The organism is Arenibacter sp. ARW7G5Y1, from assembly GCF_003201775.1.
Lineage (GTDB): Bacteria > Bacteroidota > Bacteroidia > Flavobacteriales > Flavobacteriaceae > Arenibacter.
In genome coordinates this window covers 17,744-31,109 of sequence record NZ_QJJZ01000015.1, presented here as the reverse complement: position 1 = coordinate 31,109, position 13,366 = coordinate 17,744, and the positions used below count along the sequence as shown (strand labels likewise).

The following is a 13,366-nucleotide window of genomic DNA, read 5'->3' as shown; positions in this document are numbered from 1 at the left end:
TACGTATTTTAACTTGGATTATTATCGAAGGCTGGGTTCTATATAAAATTCTAAAATTATCGATTCCAAAAAACAAGAAAACAGAACTAATTAATAAAGCAGCGTACGTCCTTAACTTAGGGGGTATTTATTACCCAACTTGTTTATTGAGTATCTTGGGAAATTTGAAGATGTGGTTGCCATAAAGCCAAGCTTGGAACAAGGTAGGGTCCCGCCGAAGGGCGGGATTAATTCAACCGACCGTGTTTATTGCGCACCTTTGGTGCTTGCCGACATCCAACTAATAGATCCCGCCAAAAGGCGGGATTAATTCAACCGACCGTGTTTATTGCGCACCTTTGGTGCTTATAAAAACGGGGTTTCATTAACAAAACCCACCCGCAAAAACGTTAAGATCCCGCCGAAGGGCGGGATTAGTTCAACCGACCATGTTTATTGCGCACCTTTGGTGCTTGCCGACATCCAACTAATAGATCCCGCCAAAAGGCGGGATTAATTCAACCGACCGTGTTTATTGCGCACCTTCGGTGCTTGCGGACATCCAACTAATAGATCCCGCCAAAAGGCGGGATTAATTCAACCGACCGTGTTTATTGCGCACCTTTGGTGCTTGCCGGACATCCAACTAATAGATCCCGCCAAAAGGCGGGATTAATTCAACCGACCGTGTTTATTGCGCACCTTTGGTGCTTATAAAAACGGGGTTTCATTAACAAAACCCACCCGCAAAAACGTTAAGATCCCGCCGAAGGGCGGGATTAGTTCAACCGACCATGTTTATTGCGCACCTTTGGTGCTTGCCGACATCCAACTAATAGATCCCGCCGAAGGGCGGGATTAGTTCAACCAATCGTGTTTATTACGCCCCTCGGGCTTATAAAAAAGGGGTTTCACTAAAAACAAAACCCACCCTCAACGAATCAAGGATGGGAAAAAAAATTGCTATGAAAAAGAAAATAATATTGGTTTCCCAATATTATCTCAAATATACGTTTTTTATTTAAAACCGTAATCCCTCGTTTAGGAGAACATATCCTTCACCTTTTCAAAGAAAGATTTATCGGATTTCTCTGGTCTTGGTTCAAAATTTTCGTTGTTCTGCATGCGTTCGAAAAAATCCTTTTGCTCCTTATTTAATTCCTTAGGTGTCCAAACATTTACATGTACCAATAAATCCCCACTGCCATAGCCGTTTAGGCTTGTAATACCTTTACCTCGTAATCGTAAGATCTTACCGGACTGTATCCCGGCTTCCAGTTTTATCCTAACCTTACCACCTACGGCATCAATTTCTTTTGAGGTACCTAAAACCGCTTCAGAAATACTGATATAAAGATCATAATGAAGGTTGTCCCCTTCCCGTTTTAAAGTATCGTGCTCTTCTGTCTCAATCGCCACCAATAAATCTCCAGGAACTCCATTCCCAGGTGCATCGTTTCCTTTATTGGGCACTTTTAACTGCATTCCATCCTCTACTCCAGCAGGAATATTGATACTTACGGTTTCCTCTGAAACTTTTAGTCCATTGGCATCCGCATCACTGGGTTTCCTATCAATTATTTGTCCACTGCCCCCACAGGTGCTGCAGGTAGCTGCAGTCTGCATTCTCCCTAGAATTGTATTGGTTATTTTGGTAACCTGTCCTCGACCGCCACAGGTACCACAGGTTTGATAGGTTACCCCTTCTGCCTGAATTTTTCGCCTTACCTTAATCTTCTTTTCTACACCATTGGCAATTTCCTCTAGGGTCAACTTAACCCTTATCCTTAAATTGCTTCCCTTAACACGTCTTTGACCGCCACTGCCACCAAATCCGGAAAAGCCACTAAAACCTCCACCACCAAAGGCGCCGCCGAAAATATCCCCGAACTGGCTAAAAATGTCATCCATATTCATGCCACCGCCGCCAAATCCGCCACCGCCTTCAAAGGCCGCGTGGCCATACTGGTCGTACCGCGCTTTCTTATTGGGGTCGCTTAAAACTTCATAGGCTTCGGCCGCTTTTTTAAACATTTCCTCTGCCTTGGCATCACCTGGGTTTTTGTCGGGATGGTACTCGATTGCCTTTTTCCTATAAGCTTTCTTTACTTCGGCCGCTGTAGCATTTTTCCCAATGCCCAAGATGTCATAATAATCCTCCTTCATAAAATAATTTTAATTTCCTACAACCACTTTTGGATGGCGTATGATTTTATCCCCCAGTTTAAAACCTTTTTCAACTACATCCACTACTTTTCCTTTCAATTTTTTACTAGGGGCTGGAATTTGGGTGATGGCGTCGTGAATTTCCGCATCAAAGGAATCACCTTGCTTGACTTCAATTTCCTGAAGACCCTTATTTTTTAAAGTTTCTTTAAATTTATTGCTTATTAATTCTACCCCTTTGAACATTTCCTGATCCTCCGACTTGGAAATTTCCTTTAAAGCACGATCAAAATCATCGATAACTGGTAATAATGACACAATTACTTCTTGACCCGCCGTCTTAAACAAATCCATTCTTTCCTTGGAGGTACGTCTTTTATAATTTTCAAATTCCGCAAAAAGACGTAAAAATTTATCCTTTTCCTTATTAAGTTCCTCCTGCAATTGCTCTTCCTGGCTTAGCCCTTCCTTTTTATCAAAGTTCTCACTCCCGGCAGATGAACCGTCCTGTTCCGAATCTTGATTCTCTATATTGTTCAGAACATCATCTTCCATCTCTTCTGTTTTATTTTCGTTGCTCATTTATAATACATTTATATACTTCCGAATTTCAAATGGCAAAAGTACTGCCAATTCTTTAAAAATGTCATAATGTCATTAAACTTTATAAAAAAACATCCACCAATGGCGGATGTTCGGAACTCAAAAAATTGTCATGATTACGGAATAAGCCCATTCTTATAGAGCGCATCCCTTGCCGTGTACCCTCCCTTGTCCAAATAAATATTCTCCAGTGCCCTGCAAATATTGGGATAGGCAAAATCAAAACCCGAATCCTCTATTTTTTTACTGCTTACTCGCTGGCTGGCAAACAACAAATAGGACATTTCACCTAAACCCAAACGTATTAAAGTTTTCGGAATATGGGGCAAGATCAACGGTCTTTGCAAAACCCTTGCTATTTCTTTGGTAAGCTTAACATTGGTCACCGGATTGGGGGCCACGGCATTATAAATTCCACTTAGGTCCTTTAAAATAACATATAGAAATATTCGTCCGAGATCGTAAAGATGAATCCAAGATTGCCATTGGTTGCCCGAACCTATGGCAGCCCCCACATAATATTTTACAGGTTTGGCCATTTCCGGCAATGCCCCTCCTTTATCGGACATTACCAACCCTATCCTAATCTTGGCAGTTTGAATATTCAATTTTTCAAATGCATCCACTTCTTTCTCCCAAATAGAGACCACCTCTCCCAAGAAACTGTCATCCACCTCTTCTACCTCTTCCTTATAATATTGGGAAAGGGAATTGGGGTAAATCCCTATCGCAGAAGCGGATACAATTGTTTTAATACTATGGACCCCAATTTTGGAAATAGCGCCCAATAAAGTCCTCAGGGATTTTACCCTACTGTTAAGTATCTTTTTTTTATTGTTTCGTGTCCATCTCTTGGAAATACTGGATCCTGCAAGGTTAATTATTGTAGTTACCCCATTGAAGCAATTTGCGTCTATTTCGTTGTTTTCCGGATTCCAGTAAAAGCCATTAAAATCCTTCTGGGAAACGATTTTATCCTTATTGGTGGTCAAGTAATTTACCGAGATTTTGTTCTGTTTGCACAAATTTACAATTTCACGCCCCACCAAACCTGTTGCACCTGTTATCAAAACCTTCATACCCTTGCTTCTTTCTATCGACTTTGATATAAATATATGGGTTTTTATGATCTAAATAATTCACTTTAGTGTAGGTTTAACAGTCCAAGCCCTTTAGGTGTTAAGTAAACCATAATACCGCCATATTAATTAGGAAACTTTTAAGGCTCTTAGCATTTCCCTTTTCCCAGGGGGGCCCGGTAAGCGTTCCACGACAAAACCTACTGCCTGCATGGCCCTCCTTACACTGCCCTTGGCAGAATAGGTTACCAGCACTCCATTTTGTTTCAAAGCCCTGTACATTATGGCAAATACTTCCTCCGTCCAAAGTTCTGGCTGTACCCTGGCACCAAAGGCATCAAAATAAATTAGGTCGAATAGGTCTATGTCCGAAATTTGCCTAAAATCGATTTGCCGCTTTAACAATGAAAAATTGGCCGATATAGAATGCGCTTCCTCCCAAGAAGTTTGGTGCATCTTAAAAAAATGCTGTTCCAAATACACGGCATCCAAAGCCCCTGTATATTCCAATTGCTCCAGTTCTTCCGGAAGTACGGGATAGGCCTCAACACCAGTATAGGCCACCTCCAAACCCTGTTTCTCCGATTCCAATAATGTTATAAGGGCATTCAATCCCGTTCCGAAGCCAATTTCCATAATAGATAATTGTCTGTCATGGAATAGGGATAGGCCGTTCTTGATGAAGACATGATAGGCTTCTTGAACAGCACCGTGTACGGAATGATATTGCTCGTTCCAATCTTCGATCTGAATAGTTTTGGAACCGTCGGCCGTAGTTATAATTTTTCTTTTCAATTTATTCTTTTTATCAATACGCCATCTGCCTCAAGGGCATATTTTTTCGTTACCTTCATTAGGTCTGTAATTTCCTCTTTGGATTTTCTTCTCCACGGGCAAAATGTCTTTTTTCCAGAACACTCCTTACTTCAACAAAGGCCTAACCACTTACAATTACCTCTAACCCCAGCAGTTCCTGTGACAGAAAGAACACTTTAATCCAACCATGCCAATTTCGTCCACCACCCTTTTTGCCTTACAAACCTCCATCAAAAGACCGGAAAACAAGCATATCCTTCCCGGATATTTTATTATATTCCCAAGCATTTCCCCACTGCTTAAGATGCCGGAATCACAAAATTGATTACCAAAATAAAGGTTATGCCCTTTTTTTTGGTTGCTTTGATTGGTGACAACAGCCTAATTTAGGCTAAACATGCTAAAAACGCCATAAAAGTCACAATCAAAATGTTAAATTTCTTTAAAATATTCAGAATTTATAACACTTTACAAAACTGGGTATTTTTAGACAGAAAAAAGAAGAACTACTAATGTTATTTGCTTAATTTTATTGCTTTAAATTAGAATTCTATGCAAACTGTTTCAAATTCAATAATAGTTGAGAAAGTTAAGGACTCGAAAATTGATAAAGTAGATTTTAATAATTTATCGTTTGGAAAATATTTTACGGACCATATGATGGTCTGTAATTATAAGAATGGGGCTTGGGAAGTTCCAAAGATAGTTCCTTACCAACCCATTACCCTTGACCCATCCGCTAAAATTTTTCATTACGGACAATCTGTTTTTGAAGGAATGAAAGCTTATAAGGACAATGACCAAAATGTTTGGCTATTTCGTCCTTTGGAAAACCAAAAACGGATCAACATTTCATCCAAAAGACTTGCCATGCCGGAATTCCCGGAAGATTATTTTATGGACGGCTTAAAAGCACTTTTGAAATTGGACCATAAATGGATTCCTACCGCAGAAGGAAGCTCCCTGTACATTAGGCCCTTTGTGTTTGCTTCAGGGTGCGGATTCCATGCTTCCCCCTCGGAAGAATACAAATTTATTATTGCCTGCTCCCCATCTACCTCGTATTTTGCTGGGAAGGTAAAGGTTTTGATAGAGGAGAAATATTCACGGTCGGCCAATGGTGGTGTAGGTTTTGCAAAGGCCGGCGGGAATTACGCCGGACAGTTTTACCCTACTCAATTGGCCGTTGAAAAAGGCTATAATCAAGTGATCTGGACGGATGACAACAACCACGAATATATTGAGGAGGCCGGGGCCATGAACATATTTGTCAGGATAAATGACACCTTGATTACCAGTCCCACAAGTGATAGAATTTTGGACGGTATAACCAGAAAAAGTATCATAGATATTGCCAAGGATGAAAATATAAATGTAAAGGTTAGAAAAATTACTGTAAAAGAGGTTGTTGAAGCTTCAAAAAACGGTAACCTTAAAGAGATGTTCGGGGCCGGTACCGCTGCGGTAATCTCTCCAATCGCTACTTTTGGCTATCAGGGAAAGGACTATGATCTACCCGAAATAAAGGATAGTTATGCCTCCTTATTAAAAAAGCGCATTACAGATATACAATATAACAAGGCCGAGGATAAATTTGGCTGGAGATACCAAGTGGATATCAAATAATAATTAGTGTATACCATTTAGATAGCCCTTCGACCAAAATGGTCGAAGGGCTTTTTTCATCCATTAATACTACCGGAATTCGGGACACTATTTTTTGTCCAAAATATCCACTATGTTCGGCTTGAAGTAATTGGGGCCTTTAAGCACTTTTCCGTCCTCCCTATAAATAGGTTTGCCATCCTCCCCCAATTTACTCATATTACTTCGCTGTATTTCCTCAAAAACTTCCTCAATTTTATATTGCATACCATGTTCAAGTATGGTTCCACACAATATATATAACATATCGCCGAGGGCATCCGCAACTTCAACCAGATCATTATTGTTCGCAGCCTCCAGATATTCCTTATTTTCCTCGTCCATCAAATTATAGCGAAGTAAATTTTTGGCCTCGCCCAAATCTGCCCTGACCTCTTTGGAAACACCCAACCCAAACGAATTATGAAACAATTCCACTGCACTAAGTTTACTTTTCATTATTGTAATTATTTAAGTTAGATTTGCGTAAAAATAAAAATATGTTCAGTACGGGGCAATTAATTTTTGCTGGTCTCTTTTTTGTCGCCTTTGTTGCAATTATCATTATTTCCTATCAAAAGGACAAAAAATTACATAAAAAAAATTACAAAGGAGTTAAATGGGTAGGACTTTTCTTCACATTATTCATAGTAATCTTGATCCTTATTAAATACTTTCTTAAAAATTAACATTTAATTTTACTTCCCCACAAAAAGAATTACTATAAATAACAAATTAGGCTTTTAGAGCGTTTAATGTACGAAAAGACGTAATTTTGCGTTAAGTAACTAAATCATTTAGTTGTATGGTAACTTTTTTCAGCATTTTCTTAGTTCTTATCGGTATAAACGCATTGCTTTTTTTGGTCAGTTTTAACAGCAGTCCAAAAAAGAAGGAAAAATCCGTAAAAAATATTTCAGAATCTACCACAGTAATCTTCCCCCTAGATTTAATTAACTCGAAATATAAAAAGGCAGTTTAAGCAGCCCAACAGGAAATATGTGCATCTTTACATAAATACTATCTTTGTGCAGTATTTATGATTACGCAATGCAAATTTTTAAGAACCTCTATCCATTGATTTTTATTTACCTTCATCAAGGGATAAAAATTAAGAACCTATGAAACAATTTCTACTCGTCTTTATAGGTGGAGGCTTGGGAAGTGGACTGCGATTTTTATTGAGCAGAACTTTCAACAAAACTTTTCACAATTTTTTTCTAGGTACATTTATTGTAAACATCGTTGGTTGCTTACTGATTGGCTTCCTTATTGGGCTCTCCTATAAGAACAACCTACTTACTTCAAATCAGACCTTGTTATTAACAACAGGTTTTTGTGGAGGCTTCACTACTTTTTCCACTTTTGCACTGGAACAACACTCCTTATTAAAAACCGGGGACCTTATTAATTTTACCATCTACACTCTTGCCAGCCTTACAATCGGAATCCTTGCAATAGCCATCGGATTCTGGTTTTCCAAATTATAGGCACCATCTTATTACTTCACATATATATAGGCATATCTATTCATATAGGTGGATTTAGCCATTTTTCTGCATTATCGATAGCAAAACACCCAAAAATCCGCGATTTTTTCAGTTTTTTCCAAAAACAAGTGTTAAAAGTTTTAACAAATCAGCATAATTATCTTTACGAATAACGATACCCCCAAAATATTTGGGGTATTTTTATGTAAAATGTAATTTTAACTCATATACCCCTAAAAAAATAGGGGGGTATGTATTTAATATATATTTTTGTCTCATAAATAATAAATCAATTATGAAAAAAATCGAGGCAATTATTAGGAAGTCAAAATTTGATGACGTAAAAAAAGCGTTACATCAAATTGGAGTAAACTTTTTTAGTTACTGGGACGTAACAGGAGTCGGAAATGAAAAAGAAGGGCATGTCTATAGAGGTATATCCTACAGCACATCCGACATTCAACGCAGGTATCTTTCCATTGTAATATCTGATGATTTCTTGGAAACAACCGTTAACACCATCCTGGAAACAGCGTATTCCGGTAACGTAGGTGACGGTAAAATTTTCGTTTCCGAAATTTTGGAAGCTTATCGCATCAGAACAAAAGAAAGCGGAAAAGCAGGAATTAACTAAAAAAAATTAAGAACCAACAAACAACAACAACATGGACGTAGGATTATTTACAGCAAATAACGTTTGGATGATGATATGTACGGCTCTCGTATTCTTCATGCATTTAGGGTTTTCACTTTTGGAAATCGGATTAACCAGACAAAAAAACACCATCAACATTTTATTTAAGAATGTATTTATCATTTGTATAGGGTTACTCCTATATTATATAGGAGGATTCAACCTTATGTATCCAGGTGATTTCAACGGTTATCTTGGTTTTGCAGGATTCGGCCTTGAAGCCCCCATTTTGCCGGATGGTAGTTTGGACCTTACCTATAGTGAAGGTTATACCTATTGGACGGATTTTCTTTTTCAGGCCATGTTTGCGGCAACAGCTGCAACCATAGTTTCTGGAGCTGTCGCCGAACGTATTAAACTAGGCGGGTTCATGATTTTCACCATAATCTATGTAGGCCTTGTCTATCCAATTGTTGGATCATGGCAATGGGGAGGTGGATTCCTTTCCACCCTAGGTGGTGAAGATGGAGGATTCCATGATTTCGCAGGATCTACATTGGTACATTCCGTTGGAGGATGGGCAGCTTTGATTGCCATATATATATTAGGGCCCAGGATTGGTAAGTTTGACGAAGATGGAAAACCAAACGCAATTCCAGGACATAACATCCCATTGGCTGCAGCTGGAGTTCTTATACTTTGGTTAGGCTGGTTTGGCTTTAACGGAGGATCTGTATTATCCGCAGATCCAGCCGGAACTTCCATTGTATTGGTCACTACTTGTTTGGCAGCAGCAGCAGGTGGCATCGGATCATTTATTTTCTCTACGATGCTTTACAAAAACTACGACCTTACCATGATGCTGAACGGTATCTTGGGTGGCTTGGTCGGAATTACGGCCGGGGCCGACTTAATGTCCCCTTTAGAGTCCATTATTATAGGACTAATTGCCGGTGTAGTTATTGTATTGGGAGTAGCTTTGGTAGACAGATTAAAACTGGACGATCCTGTTGGAGCCGTTGCCGTTCACTTAATCTGCGGTATCTGGGGTACATTGGCAGTAGGAATCTTTGGAACCAAGGCCGGTCTTACACAATTATTGTATCAATTGACTGGTGTAGCTGCAGCAGGCGTTTTCTGTTGCCTAACAGCTTTTATTATTCTATTCGCCATCAAGAAGACTTCTGGAATTAGAGTTTCCAAAGAAGAAGAATTGGAAGGCCTGGATTTACACGAGCACGGGATGGATGCCTATGCCGATTTCAGAATGAACCAACACTAATAAAGAAAACAAAAGGTAACGGAGCGTTTTGCAGAACGCTCCGTTAATAACCTTTTTTCAATACAACAACTCAATAATTAGCAAACATCCTTAAACAAGGATATAAACAATTGAATTATGAAAACGATTATTTATACAAAATACGTAAAAAATTTACTATTACTTGCATTTGCCTTTGCCTCAACAGCAACTTTCGCTCAAGAAGATGAAGAGGAAGCCAAGAAATTCAGCCTAAGCGGAAGTGTGGATGCCTACTACAGAACCAACTTAAATGGCGATAACGGTTTTGACGATGCTTCCGGTCTACCTAATGCCGCACCGGGATCTTCATTTGCCAACTTACCTGGCTTTGCTTTGGGTATGGCCAATGTGATTGCCGCTTACGAAGGCGAAGATGTTGGGTTTGTAGCCGACCTTGTTTTTGGCCCTAGAGGAACAGATGCTATTTTTGCCTCTCCCTTATATTCAGCCACTGGAAACATTGTAAATCAATTATATGTTTATTGGAATTTAAGCCCATCGGTTAAATTAACATTTGGTAACTTCAACACCTTCTTGGGTTACGAAGTAATATCTCCTGTTGCCAATTTTAACTACAGTACATCCTATTTGTTTTCTTATGGTCCTTTCTCCCATACCGGTTTGAAGGCCGACTTTACACTATCTGATGACTTTAGCCTAATGTTGGCAATCATGAACCCAACAGATTTGACCGAATTGAATCCTACCGAAAAATACGCTTTCGGCGCTCAATTGGGATACAGTGGCCAATTCCTTAATTTCTTAGCCGATGACGGGGCATTTGAAATTGACTTCACAGGTGGTTTCGATTTGTCCGATGAGTTTTTCTTGGGAATCAATGCAGCCCTTTACGATAATGACGACATTGGATTTGCTGGTGTAGCCCTTTATCCACAATACGCTACCTCGGATAACTTCACCTTGGGATTAAGAGGTGAATATTTCACAGAAACAGGAGACTATGGTGCTATCGGAACCGGAGTTGAAGATTCCAGCGTTTTTGCCGTAACGCTTACAGGTAGTGCCACAATTGGTAATTTAATTATCAAGCCTGAATTAAGATTGGATAGCGCTTCAGACGATTCTTTTAACTTTCTAGATTCGGATTTGGCCCCACAAAAGAGTTTATCCTCATTTGTAATAGCAGCCGTTTACTCTTTCTAAACAAAATTGAGATTATTATTTATAGCCCCGCTCTATGCGGGGCTTTTATATTTTTAGCCCTTTTTAAACTCCTTTACCCCGGCCGCAATAGGAATATCCAGCCTATTCTGCTTGGGAACCAACGGACAGGAATACTTTGGATTGTAAGCACAGTACGGATTATAGGCCTTATTAAAATCCAAGAGTATGGTATCCCCCATTGGAATGGTCAAGTCTAAATACCTACCCCCACCATAGGTTTCCTCCCCATTGGTAAGGTCCGCAAAGGGCAAAAACAAATAATCCCTATATTTTTCCTGATGCATTAATTCCTGGTTTTGATAAACCTCCAATTTATGGGTACGTCCATGTAGACTAAAAGTTATTATCCCAAATACAACCTCCTCTGTCTGTCTTTCCGTAGTGGTCGGCATCATAAAAGGTAAGGCCTCGGGGGTTCTAGTAAATTTTGCCTTAATCCTATAGGTAGTATCGGGCTCATAAAAATCCAAAGTGGTAAAATCCTTTCTATACCTATCTGGCAAGGGAGAGGTTTCAGGATCCTTGAATTCCATATTCATTTTTTTCTGGAATTGCATAATATCCTCCAAAGCTCCGGTTACAGGTCCCACCGTATTGTCTTGCTCCTGATCATGGTACCTTTTTTCCTTACAGCCCAGTGACAATAAGATTAAAACCAAAAATAACTGCTTCATTTTCCTTCTTTTGGCATAAAAATACAACATCCATTTTTCAGAATAAAGGAATTATGAAAACCAATCCTACCTTGGACCGTCCCCCGAATGGAAATGGGCCCATAATAGTGGGCCGGCAACCACCAACCTTCTCTAGTGTACGGATTCGTTGAACTATCCGGTTTCAACAAACCTGTAAAAGACGGACCTTAAGGATTAAAAAAATAAATTTAAAAATAAGCGATTCATTATCCCTTTCACTGAAATCGAAATCTGATCAGTATTGCAACACAATACTGGGCAACAATAATCTTCGAGAAGTTGGAACAGCCTCTTGGAAAGTCATTTATTCTTCAATGATTTCGTAACGGGCATCTTTTAAGTATTTAGCCACAATTTCATTGAATTCCGGGGTGATACGGAGCAATGCGGTATTTTCCAAACTATATAATTCAGCTTTGTCCGTATACCCTTGCTTCAATAATTCCTCCAAATAAAACAGGGAGGTTCCGTAGTCATCCATTCTAGCACTATTCGCTATTATTTTAAGGTAATAATCATAATCCGATGGGTCTGTAATGGTCTTTAGCATCCAAAGAAGACTCAGGACTTCTTGATCTACCTCACTTCCGGAATTTACTATATCCATATTGTCCTCAATTAGCGCATTGACATAACCCAAAAGGCGTTTCCCCATTTCTTTTTCGGCTTCAATTTTGCTATTATCATATTTCTTCAACTCGCCCATTTGGTATATCCACCAACCCAAATTGTTGTAATTGTAGGTGGCCAAATCTTCCTCCAAATAATAAACATAATCCTCCTTAATAAATGATTCCTTCAACAATGTAGCGTTCTCATTGCGCGTCATAATTTTAAAAAGTTTATCCTTCTTAAGCTCACGCCTTATTTTTTTTAGAGAATCAGTATCCTTCAAGACCCTATAAACGGACATGACTTCATCCAATAAATTATCCGCCTCAATTAATTTTCCGGAACCAATCAAAAGATTAATTTCCCTTAAATTCTTTGTATAAGTATCATTAACATAGGCTTCATCTTTCTCCTTTAGGCCCTTTGCCATTGCGGACAATGTAAAAATCTCCAAAGCCTTTTCAAGATAATCGGTATTGGGCCACTCGTGCCCTCCTTTGAATACCAGCAATTGACTAGGAAATTTCAACCGCCCTAAGACCGATTTACTTATCAACATCTCCGGATATGCAAAATCTTCCTTTCCTACTATTCCTATAAAATGAAACAAATTGTTCGTGTCCAATAACTCTATATTGGGATATCCAGCACCGCAAGAAATTACCCCGGATATATCCTTTAAAAAAATTGGTAGGACAGAGGCAAATCTGGCACCGCTACCAAATCCAGAACTATAGATTCTATCCTTTTGAATAGGCAACATCTTTATAATATCATTGAGCATCCTCCCCGTTGTTAAAATATTACGGGAAGTGGTCAACGAATCGTGCACGTTGTTGGAAGCTGCCAGGACATATCCTTCCTTTTCGGCCGACTCCATAAACATACGAATTGCACGTTTTCCCCGACCTTCCATGTCAAAAATTAATAGGATAGGCCAATTTTTATCCATTTCAAAGCTGGTAGGAAGATAAAGCGAAAAACTTTCGGGGATGGAATCCCGAACAGCAATTGAATCTATTGGAATGCCTTTTTTCAAGGTTATCTGTTGTGCATAACCTAGACAACCGACCCCGAGAAACAGAAATACTATAATTTTTTTCATAGAAATATTATCATCAAATATCTAGCCAAATTAAAATAGTACCACAGGCATTCCG

At 39.2% G+C, this 13,366-nt stretch carries 12 protein-coding genes; 5 read left to right on the top strand and 7 right to left on the bottom strand.

Going from position 1 to position 13,366, the window contains the following annotated elements:
- Positions 1-1,020: 1,020 nt before the first annotated feature.
- The 4 genes from dnaJ to mnmD form a co-directional block, all read right to left on the bottom strand.
- Complete coding sequence (gene dnaJ, locus C7972_RS18620; protein WP_110357681.1) at positions 1,021-2,145, bottom strand: molecular chaperone DnaJ; 1,125 nt, start codon at positions 2,143-2,145, stop codon at positions 1,021-1,023.
- A gap of 9 nt (positions 2,146-2,154) precedes the next feature.
- Positions 2,155-2,727 carry a nucleotide exchange factor GrpE gene (locus C7972_RS18615; protein ID WP_110357680.1) on the bottom strand — a complete coding sequence of 191 codons (573 nt, stop codon included), beginning with the start codon at positions 2,725-2,727 and terminating at the stop codon, positions 2,155-2,157.
- 137 nt (positions 2,728-2,864) lie between these two features.
- Positions 2,865-3,827, bottom strand: a complete 963-nt coding sequence (locus tag C7972_RS18610) for a TIGR01777 family oxidoreductase (protein ID WP_110357679.1) — start codon at positions 3,825-3,827, stop codon at positions 2,865-2,867.
- A 129-nt stretch (positions 3,828-3,956) separates the two neighbouring features.
- Complete coding sequence (mnmD, locus tag C7972_RS18605; protein WP_110357678.1) at positions 3,957-4,622, bottom strand: tRNA (5-methylaminomethyl-2-thiouridine)(34)-methyltransferase MnmD; 666 nt, start codon at positions 4,620-4,622, stop codon at positions 3,957-3,959.
- Between the two features lie 573 nt (positions 4,623-5,195).
- Between mnmD and C7972_RS18600 the strand changes: the two genes are divergently transcribed.
- Positions 5,196-6,269 (top strand): branched-chain amino acid aminotransferase, encoded by a 1,074-nt coding sequence (locus tag C7972_RS18600; RefSeq protein WP_110357677.1) that lies wholly within the window; start codon positions 5,196-5,198, stop codon positions 6,267-6,269.
- A gap of 87 nt (positions 6,270-6,356) precedes the next feature.
- On the opposite strand, the gene C7972_RS18595 is transcribed toward C7972_RS18600, so the two are convergent.
- Complete coding sequence (locus C7972_RS18595) at positions 6,357-6,746, bottom strand: nucleoside triphosphate pyrophosphohydrolase family protein (RefSeq protein ID WP_110357676.1); 390 nt, start codon at positions 6,744-6,746, stop codon at positions 6,357-6,359.
- Positions 6,747-7,408: 662 nt separating this feature from the next.
- On the opposite strand from C7972_RS18595, the gene crcB reads away from it, so the two are divergent.
- The 4 genes from crcB (at position 7,409) to C7972_RS18570 (ending at position 10,878) form a co-directional block, all read left to right on the top strand.
- The gene (gene crcB / locus C7972_RS18585; RefSeq protein ID WP_110357674.1) at positions 7,409-7,777 is read left to right on the top strand and encodes a fluoride efflux transporter CrcB; all 369 of its coding nucleotides are present in this window, start codon (positions 7,409-7,411) and stop codon (positions 7,775-7,777) included.
- Positions 7,778-8,072: 295 nt separating this feature from the next.
- Positions 8,073-8,411: a P-II family nitrogen regulator gene (locus tag C7972_RS18580; RefSeq protein ID WP_110357673.1), complete on the top strand. Its 339-nt coding sequence runs from the start codon at positions 8,073-8,075 to the stop codon at positions 8,409-8,411.
- Between the two features lie 31 nt (positions 8,412-8,442).
- The gene (locus tag C7972_RS18575) at positions 8,443-9,693 is read left to right on the top strand and encodes an ammonium transporter (RefSeq protein WP_110357672.1); all 1,251 of its coding nucleotides are present in this window, start codon (positions 8,443-8,445) and stop codon (positions 9,691-9,693) included.
- Positions 9,694-9,810: 117 nt separating this feature from the next.
- Positions 9,811-10,878: an outer membrane beta-barrel protein gene (locus C7972_RS18570; protein WP_110357671.1), complete on the top strand. Its 1,068-nt coding sequence runs from the start codon at positions 9,811-9,813 to the stop codon at positions 10,876-10,878.
- Between the two features lie 53 nt (positions 10,879-10,931).
- Here C7972_RS18570 and C7972_RS18565 read toward each other — a convergent pair whose 3' ends face one another.
- Both C7972_RS18565 and C7972_RS18560 read right to left on the bottom strand, forming a co-directional pair.
- Positions 10,932-11,573 carry a DUF1684 domain-containing protein gene (locus C7972_RS18565; RefSeq protein WP_110357781.1) on the bottom strand — a complete coding sequence of 214 codons (642 nt, stop codon included), beginning with the start codon at positions 11,571-11,573 and terminating at the stop codon, positions 10,932-10,934.
- Positions 11,574-11,898: 325 nt separating this feature from the next.
- Positions 11,899-13,311 carry an alpha/beta hydrolase gene (locus C7972_RS18560; RefSeq protein WP_110357670.1) on the bottom strand — a complete coding sequence of 471 codons (1,413 nt, stop codon included), beginning with the start codon at positions 13,309-13,311 and terminating at the stop codon, positions 11,899-11,901.
- Positions 13,312-13,366: the final 55 nt, after the last annotated feature.

What these genes read in the sequence shown, in the direction of transcription:
- dnaJ (WP_110357681.1), bottom strand. Translation starts at nt 2,145, where the DNA reads ATGAAGGAGGATTATTATGACATCTTGGGCATTGGGAAAAATGCTACA.
- C7972_RS18615 (WP_110357680.1), bottom strand. Translation starts at nt 2,727, where the DNA reads ATGAGCAACGAAAATAAAACAGAAGAGATGGAAGATGATGTTCTGAAC.
- C7972_RS18610 (WP_110357679.1), bottom strand. Translation starts at nt 3,827, where the DNA reads ATGAAGGTTTTGATAACAGGTGCAACAGGTTTGGTGGGGCGTGAAATT.
- C7972_RS18600 (WP_110357677.1), top strand. Translation starts at nt 5,196, where the DNA reads ATGCAAACTGTTTCAAATTCAATAATAGTTGAGAAAGTTAAGGACTCG.
- C7972_RS18595 (WP_110357676.1), bottom strand. Translation starts at nt 6,746, where the DNA reads ATGAAAAGTAAACTTAGTGCAGTGGAATTGTTTCATAATTCGTTTGGG.
- crcB (WP_110357674.1), top strand. Translation starts at nt 7,409, where the DNA reads ATGAAACAATTTCTACTCGTCTTTATAGGTGGAGGCTTGGGAAGTGGA.
- C7972_RS18580 (WP_110357673.1), top strand. Translation starts at nt 8,073, where the DNA reads ATGAAAAAAATCGAGGCAATTATTAGGAAGTCAAAATTTGATGACGTA.
- C7972_RS18575 (WP_110357672.1), top strand. Translation starts at nt 8,443, where the DNA reads ATGGACGTAGGATTATTTACAGCAAATAACGTTTGGATGATGATATGT.
- C7972_RS18570 (WP_110357671.1), top strand. Translation starts at nt 9,811, where the DNA reads ATGAAAACGATTATTTATACAAAATACGTAAAAAATTTACTATTACTT.
- C7972_RS18565 (WP_110357781.1), bottom strand. Translation starts at nt 11,573, where the DNA reads ATGAAGCAGTTATTTTTGGTTTTAATCTTATTGTCACTGGGCTGTAAG.
- C7972_RS18560 (WP_110357670.1), bottom strand. Translation starts at nt 13,311, where the DNA reads ATGAAAAAAATTATAGTATTTCTGTTTCTCGGGGTCGGTTGTCTAGGT.